We start from the raw sequence: 18,446 nt of genomic DNA, 5'->3' as shown, positions 1-18,446 counted from the left end.
CGCCGCTCATAACCCTGCTCTGCATAGGCCGCGCTCATCCTACCTGTTTGCTCAAGACGCATCTCCGTGGGGCGCAGCGGATATAGCGCCGGCGGGGCAGGAGCGGCCAGCCGTATTCCCGCATGGATCGCTTCAGAAAGACTGGATGGTCGTCAGGACCAGGAGGAAGGCGACCTCGGCCGTCTGCTGCAGGGCACCCAGCGTATCGCCGGTAAAGCCGCCCAGACGTCGTGATTGATCCCTTGCCAGGGCCAGGGAGGCCACACCGACGGCGAGAATGCCGGCAAGGGCGATCGCGGTCGGCAGGAGAACGAGGGCCGGCAGGACGCCTAGCGTCAGGGCAAGGCGCACGCCGCCACGTGTGGGCCTGCCGATCGAGGCGCCGAGTCCGCCTGGCCGGGCCGGCTTCTGCTGGCGCATGACAAGGGGGAGGAGCGCTCGCGAGGCGGCACCCGTCGTGACGCCGGCGGCGATCAGGGTCGGACCGCCCAGTTCGGCTATAGTGGCCAGAGCCAGCAGCCGTGCTGTCAGAAAAAGATATAGAGCAATGGCGCCATAGGTGCCGATCCGGCTATCCTTCATAATGGCAAGCGCCCGCTCGGCCTTCGTCCCGGCCCCTAACGCATCGGCGGTGTCGGCTAGGCCATCCTCGTGCAAGGCGCCGGTCAGAAGAATGCTTGTGGCGAGACAGGCAAGGGCTGCCAGATGCGGCGGCAGACCAAGACGTAGGGCCAGGGCGCCCGTCAGGCCTCCGGCCAGGCCGACGACCAAGCCGGCCAGCGGGAACCAGCCGGCCGCGCCACGGAGCTCGCCCGGGCGGATCCCGCCCTCGGGGTGAAGCGGCAGTCGGGTGAGCAGCGAGATGGCCAGGAGGGGCGGTCGCAGCGACGGGGGGAGGGTCAAGGTGTTCGCAGTCGTTCCGAAGAATGATAGAGCGGCCCGCAGGCTAAGGTTCGGTGCAAGGCCAAAAAAGGAATGAGCTCTTTATGACGGCGTCAGGAAAATCAGAAGCCGCTGCGCGGATCTTCGCCGACGAGGCTTGTCTCATGCACAGCCTTGCAAGCTTGCCTGAGGAGGACACTTTGGCAAGACGGGCGGCGCTGGAACGCCAGCGCCAATTGACCAAGCCCGAAGGCTCGCTCGGCCGGCTCGAGGCGCTGGCGGTCTGGCTGGCCAGTTGGCAGGGCAGGGAAATTCCGTCACTCGAGCGCGTTCAGGCCCTGGTGTTCGTCGGTTGGCATGGCATCGCCGACAAGGGCTATTCAGCTTATCCGGCGGCGGTCACGGGCCAAATGCTGGCGAATTTCCGAGCGGGCGGTGCCGCGATCAACCAGTTGTCAGCCCTGGGCGGTGCCCAGCTGTCCGTTGTGCCGATCCTGGAGGGCCAGTCGACCGCACCTTTCGACGAGGGGCCGGCCATGTCGACGGCATGCTGCCTCCAGGCCATGCAAATGGGCTTCGAGGCGGTCGACCCGCAAGCCCAGTTGCTCGTTCTGGGCGAGATGGGGATCGGCAATACCAGTTCGGCTGCCGCCCTTTGCACGCTGCTCTTCGATGAGCCGGGCGAGCTTTGGGCCGGGGCCGGAACAGGGCTCGACAAGGCGGGCGTCGCCCGCAAGGCGGACCTTCTGGAGAGCGTTCGGCAGCGGGTCGCCAAGCTGAACCCGCTGGCAATCCTGGCCGAGGTCGGGGGACACGAGATCGCCGCCATGGCCGGCGCTATGATCGCCGCCAGGCAGGCGCGAATCCCTCTGCTCCTGGACGGCTTCGTTGTCTGTGCCGCCGCCGCCGTCCTGCAGGCGATCAACCCGGCATTCACAGCCGCTATGGTGGCTGGCCACCGATCGGCCGAGATGGCGCATACCCGCCTCCTGGAGCGTCTCGGGCTGCCGCCGCTGCTCGAACTCGGGCTTCGCCTGGGCGAAGGCTCGGGCGCGGCGTTGGCTCTACCGCTGCTGCGCGCCGCCATTGCCTGTCACGCCGGCATGGCGACCTTCGCGGAGGCTGGCGTCAGCGACCGGGATGCATGAGCCTCTTTAAACGGATTGATGGAGGCGCGCCGCTCGTGCATGGACTTGATATCGGCTGCCCAGCCGGCGGGGCGTTGGTCCGCATCTTAAAGATTATCGTGGCGCGATATCGATTTCGTTCCGCTCGTGCGCATTGAGCCTGGATGGGAAGCTTCCAGCGCCATCCCCATGGCGACGGTTCGCTTTGACTTTATCCGATCGGGCTTCGGCAATGCCTGGGATGATAGCTTGGCCGCACTTTGGAAGCGAGCTCTGTAGTCGTGGGGGCTGACGCCGATCGTTTTGAGGAATGTACGGCGCATCGCATTGACATTCGCAAAGCCGCACGCGTTGGCGATGCGTTGTAGCGGCTGTGTCGTGTCTTCGAGCAACCTTCTTGCGGCGTCCGTGCGGGCCGCGGCGACGAAATCCGCGGGAGTAAGACCGAGTTCCTTGCGAAAGACCCGGGCGAAGTTACGCGTGCTCATGCCCACGCTGCGCGCCAGGCTCTCGACGTCCAGAGACCCGTTCAGATTGGCGAGCACATGCTCCTGTGCTCTTTGGATCAGCGTCGTTTGCGACATCTGGCCGACTAGATGGGCGCTGAATTGTGATTGCCCGCCCGGCCGCTTCATGAACATGACCATATAGCGAGCGACGATCATGGCGATTTCCTTGCCATAATCCTCCTCGACCAACGAGAGCGCGAGATCGATACCCGCGGTGACCCCGGCTGCCGTGATCAGCGCGCCATCCCTCAAGAAGATCGCGTCGGTGTTAAGATCGATGTTGGGATAGTCGCTTCTAAATTTGGCGGCGCATTCCCAATGCGTCGTGATCAGCTTGCCTTCCAGCAGCCCGGCGGCAGCCAGGAGGAAGACGCCGGTACAGATCGAACCGAAGCGGCGAACGGTGGGCACCCGGCGCTTGAGCCAGTCGATGACAGCCGGATCAATGTCGAGGAAGGCAGGGTCGCCTGCCACCAGCAACGTGTCGATCTCCTCGTCTTCATCGAAGATCGTCCGATCCGCCAAGAATCTGAGTTGGCCGGTTCCGGTGATCGTGGGCGCTCCCGTCGACATGATCTGTATGTCGTAGGCACTCATGTCGCCAAAGCGTCGAGCAGCCTCCCAGAACACTTCAGCTGGACCGACGATATCCAATGACTGAACGCCCGGCGGTGCGAGTATTACGATCCGCATGGCTTACGCCCCTGGTTGTTCACTCAACGAACTGGGATCTCGAACCGGCGCCCATCTCCTCAAGGCTGGCACGGATCTGTCTGCTATTTAGATGGAAATTGACCCCGTCGGCGATGGTTTTGGCATCGATCTTGGCCGAGGCTGCCGCCTCGAACGCCTCACGGTGTTCCTGAAAGAAGGCCTCGCAGTCCCGCTGCAACGGTGGCTTTTGCAAGAGCGCGCGAAATGCTCTTCGATGCACAAGACAGTTGCCGTGGTTTTTGGCGACGAACTGCAAGGCGTCGAGATCATCTCTCCACGTCATGTTGCCTGCTGCCCGGCGTGCTCGAAGCGGCCATAGATCATCCCGCTCAATAATCCGAGGAGCACCCAGAACAGCAAGCTCGTCACCAAGGCGGCGGCGATGAATTTATGCTCCAGGGCGTCGGGCGCCAGCGCATGCATGCCTTCCGGAGCCGGCGGCGCGCCGATCACGTGTGGGGCGACGATGAGGGCGCCGGCCAGGACGATGGCCCAGAGCCGTCGTTGAAACGCGATAAGGCCGATTCCGGTGGCGGTCGCCAGGGCCGTTCCGATCCACCAGATCTGGCGATCGGCTAGAGGCGCTGATGGTGTGCCCGGCAACTCCGGTGGCAGGCCGATCATGGGTGCCAGCATCACGCAGGCAAAACCGGCCAGGCCCCAAAGCAGGCCTTGGCGCCAGGTCACCGGCTTGCCGCGCAGGGAGATCAGAGCACAGAGGATCAGCGCATAGCCAATTGCCGTGAGCACATTGGCAGCCAAGGTGAACGCCATGCGCTCGAAGCCGTCGGCCGGCTTCCATTCACCGTCGTTGTGATGGCGAACGGCTTGGCCGGCATGCGCGTCGGGTGAAGGAGAGCCTGCAACCTGCGCTTCCTTCGCCTGGCCGGCGTTCTCATAGACTTCCGCCTCGGCGATCAACTGACTCGTTCCCAAAAATTGGAAAACGCTGGCGGCGCATCCAACGATGATGCCCGTCAGCACAGCAGTGAACACGATCGAGCGGAACAACGACATGGCGTCAAACCTTAGTGGCAGGGAAACGCGTTGGCGTGGCGTGTATCGTGCGCGGCGTTATGCACGGCCTCGATGTGAGAAAAGCCGACAATACCCACGATCAGGAGACCGAGACAGAGCGCCAGAGTGGCTTGCAGGACCTTACTCGTCGAGGCAGCGGCGCCGGCAGCCGTAATCGTGGAAGAAGGTAGGATGGACATGCAAAATACCTTTTAGATGCTGGATGTGCGCCCCTCTGAGACGCTGATGATCGCGCGTCCGTTTCAAGCGGTCAGCGCTTCCCTGATCTCATCCGGCGAGATAATGCCGGCCTTTACGACGGCTTTTTCGAGCGCCGTTAGGAACTGGTCGTAATAGTTCCATGTAGACCGGTCGATCGGGTGCGCGTCTTCCCAGTCTTTGATCGCCGATATGAGTTCGTCGCGGAACTCGTCCCACTCGAAATAACCGCTCTTGGCCAGGCTTAGGGCGATCCCGAAGGAGCATCGCTCCCATTCCGAGCCGAAGCAGAGAGTGCCGTTGGCCCGAGGAGGCGTGTCGGCTTTACCCATCATTTCTGTGACCGCGAAATGTTCGAACTGGGTCAGCATCGATCTACCTCAGGCAGCCTTGGCGACGGCGACGCCCATCATGGCTTCCGGCGTGACGAAGGCTTCGAGTTCCGCCTCGCTCATGCCCTCGGAGCCGGCGGGGCGCTCGGGAATGACGAACCAGCGAATTTGCGCGCTCGAATCCCAGACCTTGATCTCGATACCGTCCGGGATGGGAAGGCCGAATTCCTTGAGGACAGCACGCGGCTCGCGAGCCGCTCTACTGCGAAAGGTAGGATCCTTGTACCAGTAGGGTGGCAGACCGAGGACGGGCCAGGGATAGCACGAGCAAAGGGTGCAGATGATGAGATTGTGTACATCGGACGCGTTAGCGACGGCTCTCATGTGCTCGCCTTCCGCGCCGGCCATGCCCTCAGGCAGGTCGAGTTCGGCGATCGCTGCGGGAGTGTCGGCCAGGAGCCGTTCCTTGAATGCGGGATCGACCCAGGCCCGCGCGACGATCTTGGCACCGTTGAACGGGCCCATTTTCGTCTCGAAGAAATCGAGGACCGTATCGACCGTCTTGTCGGTGATGACGCCCTTCTTGATGAGCAGGGCCTGGAGCGCCTTCACCCGTGCCGCACTGTAGGCTTCGCGATCTTGGCGATAGTGAAAAAGCTCAGTCATGAGCGGAGAACCTCCTGTCGGATGGCTTGTCAGGCACGAGTGCCGGACGTGGCCGGTGCCTCGACATAGTGAGCATAGAGATCGGCGTAGAGGCTGAAGTTCTGCTCGGCGTTGTTCGGCCAGAGCTCCTCGGGCTCGAACCTCACGCAGTAGACGGGCATGGGCGCGCCTATGCCGTCGCTTCCGGTGTCGCAGAGATAGACATAGGCTCCCTCATAGACCGTCTCGATCGTCCCGCTCTTGTTGCGCAGGAAGCCTGGAAGTCGCGTGTGTGCGACGGAGGGCACGTTCTTGATATTGACCGTGTCACCGACCTCGAATTCGTAGGAAACGGTAGCCTCGCGCTTGGGGCTATCGCCGTCGACCAGATATTGGACGACCCGCTCGTCGATGGCCGGGCTGCCGCCCGTCGGCAGCGGCTTGGACGGATCGCTTAAGTATTCATCGGTCAGGGCATCGAGTTCTTCAGCAGTGATGTAGCCGTTATCGATGAAGTAGCCGGAAATGCCCCCTAGCCATTTCTCATAGTACCTGAATTTGAAGTACTCGAAGGGATTGAGCGATTCCGCACCCTTACGCAGATCTGCCCAGGTCCAGACCGTCCTAAACTCAGAGGGTGTTGCCGGCAGCGGAAGCTGAGGGGAGAGCGCCATCATGGCCGTGTGGATACCGAAGATGCGTTTTTCCCACTCTTCGACAAAGACGCGCGTTTCGGTGCTGACCGGGCCCAGCCCTTCCAGACCGCCAAGGTAGTGCTGCAGCTTCATAGGAGGGTCTCCTGTATTGGAAGGTCAGGCGGCGGCCAACTTTTTGGCGGTGAGCAGCGAGGTGCCGATCTCCGAGAGCAGGCCGAATATGCCGCCCAGCAGCATGGCCGCCATGGCAACCAGGGTAGGATGGTTGATGCCGGGCGTGACGACCGTCGTGTCGGTAGCTGCGGTGGTGCCCACAAGGGATGCGAAGCCGAACACGATGGCGGGTGGAAAATCCAGCAGCTTAATGCCGGCTGCCAAGACCATGGCCGAGGTGCCAAGTCCGACCAGGATGGCGGCAAACAGCGGATGCGTCGGCCCGAATTGGATGATGAGGAGGGTGATCGAGGCGATGATAATGCCCGTCCAATTCCGGGCTACGCTTTTTACAAGGCCCTCTTGACCGCCGCCGCAGGCGTAGAAAGACGCCCACGCGATGAAGGTGACCCAGACCGGAACGGGAAAGATAGTCGCAGTTATATAGGTGTCGATGGCGCCGAGAACGCCCAAGCTGACCATTGCGGCAAGTCGCGGATGCATGAGCTTGTCCCCATGTGAATCTATGGACTTAATGCGTGTTGAAAAAGATCAGGAGACAAGTGCACGACGTTCGGCCAAGCAACCTTCAAAGCCGGCGCGCAACGTCGTTTCGTCGAGATTGCGCCCAATGAAGACGATATCGCTTTTTCGTCTTTCGGATGGCTGCCAGATCTTTCCGGGCCGACCTTCGAGCGTCATGTGGACGCCGTGGAAGACGTATCTGCGAGCCTCGTCTGCAAAGCTGAGCACGCCCTTCATGCGCAGGAGATCGGTCCCGATGTCCTGCACCAGGCGGTTGAGCCAGCCATTCAAGGCTTGCGGGTCGACCGGGTCGAACGCGCGAATCGCGACGCAGCCGATCGACTGGTCGTGTTCGTGGTCATGCTCCTGGAGGATTTGCGGATCGATCGTCAGGATGTTTTTCAAATCGAAGGCGTTGACGTTCATCACGTGGCGAAGCGCTATGTCGCAAGACTTGGTGCGATGGATCCGTGCAAGTGGATTGCGCATGCGCAGGTCGCTCTCGATCGCATCGAGATGAGCGTCGTCCGCGAGGTCGGTCTTGTTGAGAAGAAGGACATCGGCGAAGCTGATCTGCTCGGCCGCCTCCTCCTGCGATAAATGTTGCGTGATATGGTTCGCGTCCACGACCGTGACGATCGCATCCAATTCCAGCCTTGAAGCCAGCCACTCGTCGAGAACAAACGATTGGATGACCGGTGCCGGGTCCGCGAGCCCGGAGGTTTCGATGATGAAACGGTCGATCGGGCGTCCGGAATCCAGGAGACCGCGGATGGCGGCGATGAGATCCTCGCGAACCGTGCAACAGATGCAGCCATTGTTCAGTTCGACGACATCGTCCTGCGTCTCGAGGACAAGTTGACCGTCAATACCAACCTCGCCGTACTCGTTGACGATGACGGCTATCCGCGTGCCCTCGGCCTCGGAAAGTATCCGATTGAGGAGAGTAGTTTTACCGGACCCCAAAAAGCCGGTGATTATCGTCGTCTTTAACTTGATCATCGTTCACCCGGCGCGGCTCAGCCATCTCTGGGTCACCCGCGAATTCACACCGCGAGGAAGAGCTGGCCCTTGATCCTTGAGTACTGATCTGAGCTTGCAGTCATGCTTGCCTGAAGGGCATTACCGGGAAAAACAGCCTGATACACAATAGCGATGGGGAGTACAGAATCGGCCAAATGAGTAGCAAAAACCGCCAAAAATCCAACGCGTTCGTTATTTGCTTCAAAATCAATCGTCATGCACAAAAATTAAACTTCTTGTGCATTATTTGTAGACGGCTAATAAAATGAAGCATCCGCCATGTAAAGTCGAGGGAAACGCTCGGCGATTCCGGCGAAGTCTGGCGGTTAACCGGCATTGAGGTTTTTTGGACGGCCCAGCTCCGAATGGCGGGCTGCCGAAGTGCCTGGCCGACATTATCACGCGACGTGGATGAATTCGGGGATGACCCGCGCACTCGGCCTCGCACGAAGAGCTGCCGACTGCGCCTCTTCGGTGGCGTATTCCAGATTCGTGCGCCGCAGGTTGTGTGGCCTGTCATCAAGGTCAGGCGACCGGAATGCGAGCCTGGATGGATCGTCTTAGATAATTCCGGTCGGCACGGCGCGGCTCTTCAAGGAAATGGGGCGAGATGGCGGCCACCTCTCCCATCAAGAACGGGGCAAGCGCCGCCGCGGGGCTCAGTAGCCGCCTTCGCGGATGATCTCCGAGAGCGGCAGGCGGTCGTTCGGCAACTCGCGCTCGCGCAGGCCATCGGGCAGCGTGGCCGGATCGCCGGGACGACCGATGGCGATCATCGCTGCCACCGCGTGGTCGGCGGGGATCTTCAAGGTGGGCTTCACTTCGTCCAGCTTGATGCCCGTCATGCCGTGCGCGACCAGCCCCATTTTGGAGGCCTGCAAAGCAAGGTTCTCCCAGGCAGCGCCGGTATCGAAGAGATGCGCCGCGTTGGGCGTGGCGTTCTTCTTGAGGTTCATGCGCGCCGTGACCACGACCAGCATGGCCGCATCCTTGGCCCAGCCCTGGTTGAACGGGATCAGGAGATTGAAGAACGAATCCCAATGCGGCGTGTCGCGCTTGGCATAGAGAAATACCCAAGGCTGCTCATTATAGGCGGAAGGCGCCCAGCGCGCGGCCTCGAACAAGATCTTGATCTCGGCATCCGTCAGGCTCTCGCCCGACATCGCGCGTGGCGACCAGCGACGCAGGAACTGCTCGTCGATGGGATGGTCGGCCTTGCGGTACTCGAGCGGATTGATGGGCATGCGAGATCTCCTTCTCGGGTGGCGACTGCACCCGGCGCCGCATTGGATAAAGGCGGCGCCGGTGCCGCGTCGCGCGGCGGTGCAGCAAAGATGGCGGAATTTGCGTCAGGACTGGTCGCTTCGCAAGCGGCTGGCATTCATGCCGGCCATCTGTCGAATTCAAGATGCGCGGTCCACGATATGGGCGAAGGTCCCGGCGATCCTGCCTTGAAGAGCGCCCTCGAATCGCGCGTGATCACCTCGTGCATCGGTCATCTGCAGGAGCGGCGCGGCGTCGTTGCGGCAGAGTGTCGCGTAGTGGAATTCATGGCCGCGCAGGCGGGTCCCGGCGGGCCCGAGGCAGGATGGGCCGCAGAGCCTGATCCGGCGATAGCCCAGATGCAACTGTCGTGCGGCAAAGCTCGTCTCGGTCGGCAGGAGGCCCGCCATCTCATGCCGCCTGCCGTCGGCATCGATCAGGCCTTGCCCCAGCACCATGAAGCCGCCGCACTCGCCCAGAATGGCTGCACCCTCTGCCGCCCGCGCCGCGAGGCCGGCCTTGAAGCGGCTGGCGCTGGCAAGTCTTCCGGCATGCAGTTCGGGATAGCCTCCCGGCAGGAAAATGGCATCGGCATGCGAGGCGGGGGGCTCGTCCGCCAAGGGGGAGAAGAAGCTGACCTCGGCACCCGCCTGGCGCCAGCCCTCGAGCGTCGTCTGATAGTGAAAGGCGAAGGCAACGTCCTCGGCCACGGCGATGTGCTGGCCGAGAGGCGGCAACGGGCAGGTGCCGAGGTGGAGGGCGTCGAGGGCGGAGGGTCGTGCCAGACTGAGGAGACGGTCGAGATCGAGCCTTTCGGCCACGATCTCGGCCGCCCGCTCGATGACCTGCTCGATCCTAGTCTGCTCACGTGCCTGGATCAGGCCCAGATGGCGGCTGGGCAGGGCAAGGTCGGCCTCGCGACCGATCCAGCCGAGGACGGGAGTCTCGAGGTGATCGCCGCAGGCCTCGGTCAGCATGGCCGCATGACGCGCCGAGGCGACACGGTTGAGGATGAGGCCAGCTACCTCGACATCCTGGCGATGGCGGATGAAACCGCTGGCAAGGGCCGCGATCGAGGCGCCCATGGAGCCGACATCGATGACGAGGATGACGGGCAGGTCGAGAAGGGCGGCGAGGTCGCCGGTCGAACCGGTTCCGTCGGCCGCCGCATCGAAGAGGCCCATGACGCCTTCGCCGATGACGAGTTCATGCGTCGAGAAGATCGTCGAGGACAAGGAGGCCAGCGTTTCGAGCCGCATCGACCAGGCATCAAGATTGCGGCTGGCATGCCCGCTGGCGAGGCGATGGAAGGCGGGGTCGATATAGTCGGGACCGACCTTGAAGCTGCCGACATCGAGGCCGCGACGGCGAAAGGCCCGCATGAGGCCCATCGCCAGGACGGTCTTGCCGCTGCCCGTGGCGGGTGCGGAGAGGATGAAGCCGGCAGCGCTCATGGCAGCCTTTTGGCAAGGCTTGCGGAGCGGCACAAGGAACATCAGGGGCAGGTTCGCCACAGGCGTGTCACAAAGGGGGCCTAGCGGAAGCGTCGCAACCTTCCTGTTCGAGGATCGAGACGATGCCCAAGCTACATTTTCCCGCATCAGCCAGCGGGCCCGCTTTCTCCCGCCGTTCGCTCATTCGCGGTTCAGCAGTGATGGGCACGGCCCTGGCGATGGGGCAGCCGCTCAAAGCAATGGCAGCGGGAACGGTTGCGGCGCCGGCCATCGTGACGTCGGATTCGATGCGGCCGCAGCTGCCATCGGGCGTGCAGGCTGGTGACGTCCTGGGCGACCGGGCCATGCTCTGGGCGCGGTCCGACCGGCCGGCACGGATGAGCGTGCGCTGGTCGACCGTCGAGAGCATGAAGAATGCCCGCGAGTTGCCGTTCTTGAACGTCCTGGCCGACACGGATTTCTCCGGCAAGATCGATGTCGATGGCCTGCCTGCCGGCCAGACGATCTTCTACGAGGTGACGTTCACCGATTTCGCCGATCTCAAGACGAACAGCGTGCCAGTCAAAGGCAGCTTCAAGACGCCGCCTGCAGGCCGCCGCGACATCAAGTTCACCTGGTCGGGCGACATGGTCGGGCAGGGCTGGGGCATCAATCCCGAGATGGGCGGGATCAAGATCTATAAGACCATGCTCGAGGCCGACCCAGATTTTTTCATCCATTCGGGCGATACGATCTACGCGGACGGGCCGCTCGCTGCGGAAGTCAGGCTGCCGGACGGCACGATCTGGAAGAACATCGTCACCGAGGCAAAGTCGAAGGCGGCTGAGAATCTGGCCGAGTATCGAGGTGCCCACGCCTATAATCTGCTGGACGAGAATGTGCGCGCGTTCAATGCCAGGACGGCCAGCTTCATCCAGTGGGACGATCACGAGGTTACGAATAACTGGTTCTGGGAGAAGCGGCTGGATACCAACAAGCTCTACCGAAACGAGACGCGCGTTTCAGTGCTCGCACCTCAGGCAATGAATGCGTTCTTCGATTATTATCCCGTGCGTCGCCATCCGCTGGATCCGCAGCGGATCTACCAGAACTTCGCCTATGGCCCCTCGCTCGAGGTGATGCGCATCGACATGCGGCCCTATCGCGGCCGCAACGATACGGACGGGTTGCAGACCGAGATGTCGCCGGAGACGCGCTGTCTCGGCGAAGCGCAGATCCGCTGGCTGAAGCAGCGCCTCTTGGCTTCCAACGCCACATGGAAGGTCATCGCCTGCGACATGCCGATCGGGCTTTGCGTGTGGGACGATGCCGTCAACAGCAAGGGCACGGAAGCCTGGGCGAACGGCGATAACGGAGCGCCCAAGGGTCGCGAACTGGAGGTGGCCGACATTCTTCGCTTTATCCGCGACAATCAGATCCGGAACACGGTCTGGCTGACGGCCGATGTCCACTACACGGCCGCGCATTACTATGACCCAGACAAAGCGGCGTTCCAGGATTTTCTGCCGTTCTGGGAATTTGTCTCCGGCCCCTTGAATGCCGGTACGTTCGGCCCGAACCAGCTCGACAACACGTTCGGACCACAGGTGGTCTACATGAAGGCGCCGCCCCCAGGGCAGCAAAGCCTCTCGCCCGCCGCCGGCATGCAGTTCTTTGGCGAAGTGACGATCGATGGCGAGAGCGAGGTCATGACCGTGCGCCTCAAGGACCTGAACGGTGCCACCTTGTTCACCAAGGAGCTGGAGCCTAGCGTCTGAGCCCAGCCTCGGATTATCTGCAAGGCGCGGCCTTTTTCTGAGCCCCGAATACCGGGGCGTCCGAGCTGGCTGGTCAAAAAGGCGGATGAGCGAGGTGGGCGAAAGGTTGATCTTGGGCGTCGGGCTCTCGAGCGGGGCTGATGCCCAGGCACTCTTGGCGCTCGCTCTGGCGGTGCTGGACGAGGGGGAGCGAAAGGCGGCCGAACTCGCCAGCATCGTCTCCCTCGAGCGCCGGATCGGTCATCCGGCATTGCGCGCCTTGGCGATGGCCTTGGATTGTCCGCTGCTGGGCTATCCGGCCGAGCGACTGGCGGGCGCAAGGGTGCCCACACCCTCGATGCGGGTGGAAGAGCTGGTGGGCGTTGCCAGCGTTGCCGAGGCGGCGGCGCTCGAAGCGGCCGGTAGGGGGGCGCTGCTCCTGGTCGGTAAGCGGCGGGCGTCGCATCTGACCTGTGCCCTGGCCCATGGGGATGGAATCGACCCTGAGGACGGGTTCAGTTCCGGGCCCCGAAACTGACAAAAAGCGCCCGGTACCATTGGTACCGGGCGCTTGTCTGTCGATGAAAAGCCAGAAGCTACCGTCGAGGGAGGAGCCGTCGGCTGGGAGGGACGCTACGTCCGGCATCGCTGCCAGGGCATCAACCGCCCGCCTCTACGGCTGCGGTCTCTTCAGTAGCGTTGCCTCATCAGCGACGATGCGCGCAGCGCCAGGCGACGTTGTCGATGTCGGCACGGTTGAGGCCGATATCGGCGAGCTCGCGGTCTGTGAGCGAATCCAGCTCATTACGCGTGCGGTTGAAGCGACGATATTCGGCGAACGAGCCGGTGAAGCGTCCGAAAATCGAGGCGAGAAAGCCCCGCTCCTGGGTGGCCGCATGCGACGGGCGCACGATCTGGGCAGCCATGGTGAACTCCTAAGTCTAAAAGATGTGCTGCTTGCCGATTGGCTGAGCAGATGTGTTTCACGAGTGGGTATATCGAGTTTTGCACGCCCGCTGAGAAGCTGCGTTTAAGCATTCCTCCATTGCCGGGAAATGCAGTAAAACCGGGTGTTTTGTGGTGATTTGTTAGCAAAGAAGCACGCGGGTGCAACAAAGTGGGGGGCGCTGCTCAAGGACCATCCAGTGGCGATTTTTTGAGCACGGGCTTTTCCGGGCGCGGGCGAAAAAAAAGGGCCGGTGCCCGAAGGCGCCAGCCCCTCTTGGCGGCCTGAAGACCTATTGCGGCGCGCGGGTGATCGCTGCCGCGTCGATTTCGCCAGCCGGCACCGCAAGGCTGCGGCGGCAGGTCGCGGGGGGCTGTTCGTAGAGGCGCACCTGCTGGTCGGCTACGGTGCCGCGCCAGACGGCGAACGGCTTCTCGCCAGGTGCCTGGTCTGGGCCATTCGGCCAGTAGGTGGGTTTCCAGAGCTGGACCAGGATGTTGCCGTTTTCGTAGAGCTCGCCCGAGGCGTAATAATGTCCCTGGGCGCCGCTGACGTCGCCGGCGATGGTGCCGCCACTAGCGATGCTAAGCTTGAAGTCCAGGGGTGGGCAGCGCTCGGCCGTGGCCGCCGATGCGGCGGCAATGCCGCCTTCGGCCGCACCTGCATTGGCCGGTGGAGGGGCAGAGGGGGCGAGCGAGGCCGTACCGCTCAAAGTCGGCGCGGCGCTGTCGGGGCTCTGATAGACGAAGGGTTCGGCGCAGGCCGAGAGGGCCAGCAGACAGGCTAGGCTGGGAATGAGACGGCCGGGTTTGCCAAGGGGCATCGATGCTTCTCCAACCATTGACGCCAGGCGTCCTTGCTTAAACCAGACCGGCTAGGTCCAGCCGGGCACTCCGTCGGTGTCGGTGCGGGAGCGCCTATCCAAAGGCTCTAGCGCTCCCGCACCCCAAGGAGAAGGGGGGCGGGAGAGGAGAGCGCCGCGTTGTTGCAGAAAGCACCTCTGCAAAGCTGCGGGACCGGACATGGGCGAAGTCGCCGACCGGGCACGTGTGAAACTGCCGGGCCAGGACCGTTGCGCCGCCGCACGACGCGAAATCGACGATCTTTGCGCCGTCGGCCTCAGGCGACACGGAGCGGCTTGTACTTGATGCGGTGCGGTTGGTCGGCGTCATGGCCGAGCCGGCGCTTCCGATCGGCGTCGTAATCTTGATAATTGCCCTCGAACCAGACGACTTGGCTATCGCCCTCAAAGGAGAGGATGTGGGTGGCGATCCGATCGAGGAACCAGCGATCATGGCTGATGACGACGGCACAGCCGGCAAAGTCGAGCAGCGCATCCTCAAGCGCGCGCAGCGTGTCGACGTCGAGATCATTGGTGGGCTCATCAAGGAGGATGACGTTGGCTCCGGACTTTAAAAGCTTGGCCAGGTGGACGCGGTTGCGCTCGCCGCCCGAGAGCTGGCCCACCTTCTTCTGCTGATCCGGTCCCTTGAAATTGAAGGCAGAGACGTAGGCGCGACTGTTGATCGTCGACTTGCCGAGCTCAATGATCTCCTTGCCCTCGCTGACCTCCTCCCAGACGTTCTTGTTGGGGTTCAAGCTGTCGCGGCTCTGGTCGACATAGCCGAGCGTCACGGTGTCCCCGATGGTGATCGTGCCGCTGTCGGGCTTCTCCTGGCCGGTGATCATGCGAAAGAGCGTCGACTTGCCGGCGCCGTTGGCGCCGATCACGCCGACGATGGCGCCAGGCGGCAGCTTGAAGGTGAGATCGTCGATCAGCAGCCGGTCGCCAAAAGCCTTGGTCAGCCCCTCGGCATCGATAACGTTGGCGCCAAGGCGGGGGCCGGCTGGAATGATGATCTGGGCGGTGCCCACCTGGAGGTTCTGCGCCTGCTGCAGGAGATCCTCATAGGCGGTGATACGCGCCTTCTGCTTCGCCTGACGACCGCGGGCACTCTGGCCGATCCATTCGGCCTCACGTGCGAGCGTACGCTGCCTTGCCTTGTCCTCCGAGGCCTCTTGCTCCAGGCGCTTGCGCTTCTGCTCGAGCCAGCCCGAATAATTGCCCTCGAAGGGAATGCCGCGGCCACGGTCGAGTTCGAGGATCCAGCCGGCGACATTGTCCAGGAAGTAGCGATCATGAGTGATCGCAACCACGGTACCCTTATAGTCTTTGAGGAAGCGCTCCAGCCAAGCCACCGATTCGGCGTCCAGATGGTTGGTCGGCTCATCCAGGAGGAGAAGGTCGGGCTGCGAAAGAAGGAGCCGGCAAAGAGCTACCCGGCGGCGTTCACCGCCCGAGAGCTTGGTGACGTCCGAATCTGGCGGCGGGCAGCGTAGCGCGTCCATCGCCATGTCGAGCGTCCGCTGCAGCTCCCAGCCGTTGCAGGCGTCGATCTTCTCCTGCAACTCGGCCTGCTCGGCCAGAAGATCGTTCATCTCGTCGTCGTCGAGCGGCTCGCCGAAGCGGGCGCTGACCTCGTCGAAGCGGTCGAGGAGGGCCTTGGTCTCGGCCACGCCCTCCATGACGTTTCCAAGCACATCCTTCTCTGGATCAAGATACGGCTCCTGCTCCAGATAGCCGACCTTGGCCCCCTCGGCCGCGAACGCCTCGCCCAGAAACTCGGTCTCGCGACCGGCCATGATCTTAAGGAGCGTCGACTTGCCGGCACCATTGACGCCGAGCACGCCGATCTTGGCTCCTGGAAGGAAGGCCAGCGTGACGTTCTTCATCACCTCCTTGCCGCCCGGATAGGACTTGGAGAGGTTCTTCATCACGTAGATATATTGATAGGAGGCCATCAGCAGCTCCCTGGCATCGTGCCAGCAAAATGGGAGAAAGCGGTCCGGCTGGGACCGATATTGGCGGCGCTTCTATCAAAACCCGGGCTCGGGTGGAACGCCCGGCGACCGGGCGCGCCACCGTTCGCGACAAGCGGCCGAGCTCAGCCGGCGCGAAGCGGCTCGTTGCTTTGTAACCGCCGCTGCATCTCGGCCAGGAGGCCAGGGATACCCTGGCTGCCGGCGATACTGTTGACCTCGTTGCGCTGGGTGACGACGAGGCTCACTCCCTCGGCCACGATGTCGACAATCGTGTACTGGCCGTTCAAGGAGCGTACCCGCCAATCGACATGGGTAGGCTGTGCGCCGCCTGGTTGCATGATCAAGGTCGAGACGACCGTGTCGCGATCATCGGCTGCACGGCTGCCCGCCACCTTGAAGGTCTGGCCGGAATAGCTGGATAAGCTGTCGGCCATGGTCTTAATCGAAAGCTGGCGGAATAGGTCGACGAATTGGCCGTGCTGAGCGTCGTTCATGTCGCGCCAATAGCGGCCAGCCACCAGCCGCGAGACGAGCTCGAGATTGACGGCACGGGTCAAGAGCCCCTTCAACTGGTCGATCTTGGCCGAGGTCGACTGGTTGCTTTTGAGAACCTTCAGCGCCTCGTCGCCCAAACTCTGCACGAACGCCTCGGCACCATCGGTCGTCTGTGCCATGGCAAAGGGGCTGAACTTCAAGAGCAGCGGGAGGAGGGCCGTTGCCAAAAGTCCTTGGAGAACGACGCGGCGGTTCCCGAGGCGGATCGGCAGATTACTTGGCGCCATTGTCGGCTCCGTCATCCTGGAAGATGGCATCATAGCTTTTTTGCTGCGTCGCATCGGCCTGCTCGCCGCGGACGATCGCGGCGCGCCTTTGCAGATAGATGGTCTTGAACGTCGCATAAGGATCGAGGCTGTTATTGTAGAGATCTTCCAGCGTGTCGCCATAGCGGAAGCGCGTGTCGATCGCATCCGTCGCCGTGCGGGACAATTTCACCCACCATGGCAGCTCGCTGCCGGGCGGGTAGAACGGCGTGCCGATCGGATCGATTACCAGCGAGTCGACGGCCCGGCCGCCGGCATCGCGCAGCGTCGAGGGGCCGAAGGCCGGTAGAACCAGATAGATGCCGTTGCCGGCACCCCAACGCCCGAGGGTCTGGCCGAAATCGGCGTCGTGCTTTTTGAAGCCGGCCTCGCTGGCCACATCGAAGATCCCAAGCCCCAGGATCGTGTTGATCATGAAGCGGCCGAGCGTGTTGCCGGCCGCGTCGGTATCGCCCTGGAGGAGGTCGTTGACGAGTACAACGGGGGTATGGAGGTAGTCGAGGACGTTGCGAACACCCTGCTTGCCCACATCTGGTACGACGAAGTCATAGGCCTTGGAGGCGGGACGCAGGACTAGGCCATCCAGATAGGTGTTGAAGGCGAAAATGCCGCGGTTGACGGGCTCGATCGGATCGGCGATCTGCACTTCCTGGGCGCGCAGAACGCTTGGAACGAGGAGCAAAGCGGCCATCAGGCCGGCCTTGAGACTGCGAGAAGGCCACGTGCTCGGTTCAGGCAATGGCATCAAAAAACTACCTCAGTTGCGAGTTCGAGGCGGACCTGCCCGATCGGCGAGGCAGAGCGCGACGCGACAGAGCTAGTGTGGAACGGGCCCTTGAGCAAGGTCCGCCAAGCGATCGCTGGCAGTTAGCACTGCGGCCATCGTCCAACTGCAGATAGCCGCAATGCTTGTCCTTGGCGCCGGTGTCCTTTATTCGGGGACGATGTTGATACCGGCATTTTTTCATGTACGGGCGGCGGATTTTTGCCGAAGGTCCCGAACATGATCGAGGGTTCGCTCATTGATCAGACGCCTCTACGACTGGACGCTCGGGCTTGCCGCCCGGCGTAATGCCGAATGGGTGCTAGCTGGCGTTTCGTTCGCCGAAAGCTCCTTCTTCCCGATTCCGCCCGATGCCATGATGGTCCCCATGGTTCTGGCTCGGCCAGAACGAGCATGGCGGCTGGCCTTCATTGCGACGCTGGCCAGCGTCGTGGGCGGCCTCTTTGGCTATGCGATCGGTTACTATCTCCTTGAGACGGTGGGCGCTTGGATCATCAATCTTTACGGCCTGACCGATAAGCTCGACCAGTTCCAGGCAGCCTACGCGCGGTGGGGGGTCTGGATCATTCTGATCAAGGGCCTGACACCCATTCCCTACAAGTTGGTCACGATTGCATCAGGCATCGCCCATTTCAGTCTGCCCTGGTTCATACTGGCCTCGTGCATCACGCGCGCGCTTCGTTTTTTCATCGTGGCGGCGCTTCTGAAGTTCTACGGGCCGCCGATCCGCACTTTTATTGAGGCGCGCTTGACCCTGGTGACCACGGTTTTCGCCCTCCTGATCGTCGTTGGATTTGTCAGCCTACGCTATTTGTAA

Annotated in this window: 22 protein-coding genes; 4 read left to right on the top strand and 18 right to left on the bottom strand. The window is 62.4% G+C overall.

Translation table 11 applies throughout. The features are described 5' to 3' along the window. Window positions 1-132 precede the first annotated feature (132 nt). Entirely contained in the window at window positions 133-903 is a 771-nt protein-coding gene (gene cobS, locus CFB17_RS05080; RefSeq protein WP_165769433.1) for an adenosylcobinamide-GDP ribazoletransferase, read from the bottom strand. A 143-nt stretch (window positions 904-1,046) separates the two neighbouring features. Between cobS and cobT the strand changes: the two genes are divergently transcribed. Next, window positions 1,047-2,030 (top strand): nicotinate-nucleotide--dimethylbenzimidazole phosphoribosyltransferase, encoded by a 984-nt coding sequence (gene cobT, locus CFB17_RS05075; protein WP_207761943.1) that lies wholly within the window; start codon window positions 1,047-1,049, stop codon window positions 2,028-2,030. Between the two features lie 86 nt (window positions 2,031-2,116). Here cobT and CFB17_RS05070 read toward each other — a convergent pair whose 3' ends face one another. The 12 genes from CFB17_RS05070 to CFB17_RS05015 all read right to left on the bottom strand — a co-directional run bounded on the left by CFB17_RS05070 (window position 2,117) and on the right by CFB17_RS05015 (window position 10,519). After that, complete coding sequence (locus CFB17_RS05070) at window positions 2,117-3,211, bottom strand: GlxA family transcriptional regulator (RefSeq protein WP_088560329.1); 1,095 nt, start codon at window positions 3,209-3,211, stop codon at window positions 2,117-2,119. A gap of 19 nt (window positions 3,212-3,230) precedes the next feature. Continuing rightward, window positions 3,231-3,515: a DUF1488 family protein gene (locus tag CFB17_RS05065; protein WP_088560328.1), complete on the bottom strand. Its 285-nt coding sequence runs from the start codon at window positions 3,513-3,515 to the stop codon at window positions 3,231-3,233. Continuing rightward, window positions 3,512-4,249, bottom strand: coding sequence for a CbtA family protein (locus CFB17_RS05060; RefSeq protein ID WP_088560327.1), 738 nt, complete (start codon window positions 4,247-4,249; stop codon window positions 3,512-3,514). Before CFB17_RS05060 ends, CFB17_RS05065 begins: the two co-directional genes overlap by 4 nt. An 11-nt stretch (window positions 4,250-4,260) precedes the next feature. Continuing rightward, window positions 4,261-4,449: a CbtB domain-containing protein gene (locus tag CFB17_RS05055; protein WP_088560326.1), complete on the bottom strand. Its 189-nt coding sequence runs from the start codon at window positions 4,447-4,449 to the stop codon at window positions 4,261-4,263. A gap of 63 nt (window positions 4,450-4,512) precedes the next feature. Continuing rightward, the gene (locus tag CFB17_RS05050) at window positions 4,513-4,839 is read right to left on the bottom strand and encodes a nitrile hydratase accessory protein (protein ID WP_088560325.1); all 327 of its coding nucleotides are present in this window, start codon (window positions 4,837-4,839) and stop codon (window positions 4,513-4,515) included. Between the two features lie 9 nt (window positions 4,840-4,848). Then, window positions 4,849-5,466, bottom strand: a complete 618-nt coding sequence (gene nthA / locus CFB17_RS05045; protein WP_088560324.1) for a nitrile hydratase subunit alpha — start codon at window positions 5,464-5,466, stop codon at window positions 4,849-4,851. A 29-nt stretch (window positions 5,467-5,495) separates the two neighbouring features. Continuing rightward, window positions 5,496-6,233 (bottom strand): nitrile hydratase subunit beta, encoded by a 738-nt coding sequence (nthB, locus tag CFB17_RS05040; RefSeq protein WP_088560323.1) that lies wholly within the window; start codon window positions 6,231-6,233, stop codon window positions 5,496-5,498. Between the two features lie 24 nt (window positions 6,234-6,257). Beyond that, window positions 6,258-6,758, bottom strand: coding sequence for a DUF1097 domain-containing protein (locus tag CFB17_RS05035; protein WP_088560322.1), 501 nt, complete (start codon window positions 6,756-6,758; stop codon window positions 6,258-6,260). Window positions 6,759-6,806: 48 nt separating this feature from the next. Continuing rightward, window positions 6,807-7,781 (bottom strand): CobW family GTP-binding protein, encoded by a 975-nt coding sequence (locus tag CFB17_RS05030; protein ID WP_088560321.1) that lies wholly within the window; start codon window positions 7,779-7,781, stop codon window positions 6,807-6,809. Window positions 7,782-7,825: 44 nt separating this feature from the next. Next, on the bottom strand, window positions 7,826-8,020 hold the full coding sequence (locus CFB17_RS05025; protein ID WP_088560320.1) for a hypothetical protein: 195 nt from the start codon (window positions 8,018-8,020) through the stop codon (window positions 7,826-7,828). Window positions 8,021-8,461: 441 nt separating this feature from the next. Then, entirely contained in the window at window positions 8,462-9,046 is a 585-nt protein-coding gene (locus CFB17_RS05020; protein WP_088560319.1) for a nitroreductase family protein, read from the bottom strand. 159 nt (window positions 9,047-9,205) lie between these two features. Continuing rightward, complete coding sequence (locus CFB17_RS05015; RefSeq protein ID WP_088560574.1) at window positions 9,206-10,519, bottom strand: cobyrinate a,c-diamide synthase; 1,314 nt, start codon at window positions 10,517-10,519, stop codon at window positions 9,206-9,208. A 122-nt stretch (window positions 10,520-10,641) separates the two neighbouring features. On the opposite strand from CFB17_RS05015, the gene CFB17_RS05010 reads away from it, so the two are divergent. Next, window positions 10,642-12,276: an alkaline phosphatase D family protein gene (locus CFB17_RS05010; RefSeq protein ID WP_207761942.1), complete on the top strand. Its 1,635-nt coding sequence runs from the start codon at window positions 10,642-10,644 to the stop codon at window positions 12,274-12,276. Window positions 12,277-12,370: 94 nt separating this feature from the next. After that, on the top strand, window positions 12,371-12,793 hold the full coding sequence (locus CFB17_RS05005; RefSeq protein WP_165769432.1) for a cobalamin biosynthesis protein: 423 nt from the start codon (window positions 12,371-12,373) through the stop codon (window positions 12,791-12,793). Window positions 12,794-12,962: 169 nt separating this feature from the next. Here CFB17_RS05005 and CFB17_RS05000 read toward each other — a convergent pair whose 3' ends face one another. The 5 genes from CFB17_RS05000 to CFB17_RS04980 form a co-directional block, all read right to left on the bottom strand. Further along, window positions 12,963-13,181 (bottom strand): DUF1127 domain-containing protein, encoded by a 219-nt coding sequence (locus CFB17_RS05000; RefSeq protein ID WP_088560317.1) that lies wholly within the window; start codon window positions 13,179-13,181, stop codon window positions 12,963-12,965. Window positions 13,182-13,493: 312 nt separating this feature from the next. Beyond that, window positions 13,494-14,024: a hypothetical protein gene (locus CFB17_RS04995; protein ID WP_133063841.1), complete on the bottom strand. Its 531-nt coding sequence runs from the start codon at window positions 14,022-14,024 to the stop codon at window positions 13,494-13,496. A 296-nt stretch (window positions 14,025-14,320) separates the two neighbouring features. Then, window positions 14,321-16,003, bottom strand: coding sequence for an energy-dependent translational throttle protein EttA (ettA, locus tag CFB17_RS04990; protein ID WP_088560315.1), 1,683 nt, complete (start codon window positions 16,001-16,003; stop codon window positions 14,321-14,323). Window positions 16,004-16,146: 143 nt separating this feature from the next. Then, on the bottom strand, window positions 16,147-16,806 hold the full coding sequence (locus CFB17_RS04985; RefSeq protein WP_165769431.1) for an MlaC/ttg2D family ABC transporter substrate-binding protein: 660 nt from the start codon (window positions 16,804-16,806) through the stop codon (window positions 16,147-16,149). Then, window positions 16,793-17,536 carry an MlaA family lipoprotein gene (locus tag CFB17_RS04980; protein ID WP_165769430.1) on the bottom strand — a complete coding sequence of 248 codons (744 nt, stop codon included), beginning with the start codon at window positions 17,534-17,536 and terminating at the stop codon, window positions 16,793-16,795. The genes CFB17_RS04985 and CFB17_RS04980 overlap by 14 nt, the downstream gene beginning before the upstream one ends. 331 nt (window positions 17,537-17,867) lie before the next feature. Here CFB17_RS04980 and CFB17_RS04975 point away from each other — a divergent pair, with 331 nt between their 5' ends. Beyond that, a complete protein-coding gene (locus CFB17_RS04975) occupies window positions 17,868-18,446 on the top strand; it encodes a YqaA family protein (RefSeq protein ID WP_088560313.1) in 579 nt (192 codons plus the stop codon).

The sequence above is a fragment of the Arboricoccus pini genome (genome assembly GCF_900187945.1).
In the GTDB taxonomy this organism is placed as follows: domain Bacteria; phylum Pseudomonadota; class Alphaproteobacteria; order Geminicoccales; family Geminicoccaceae; genus Arboricoccus; species Arboricoccus pini.
The sequence above is the reverse complement of the archived record's forward strand: the minus strand, read 5'-3'. Positions and strand labels throughout refer to the sequence as shown.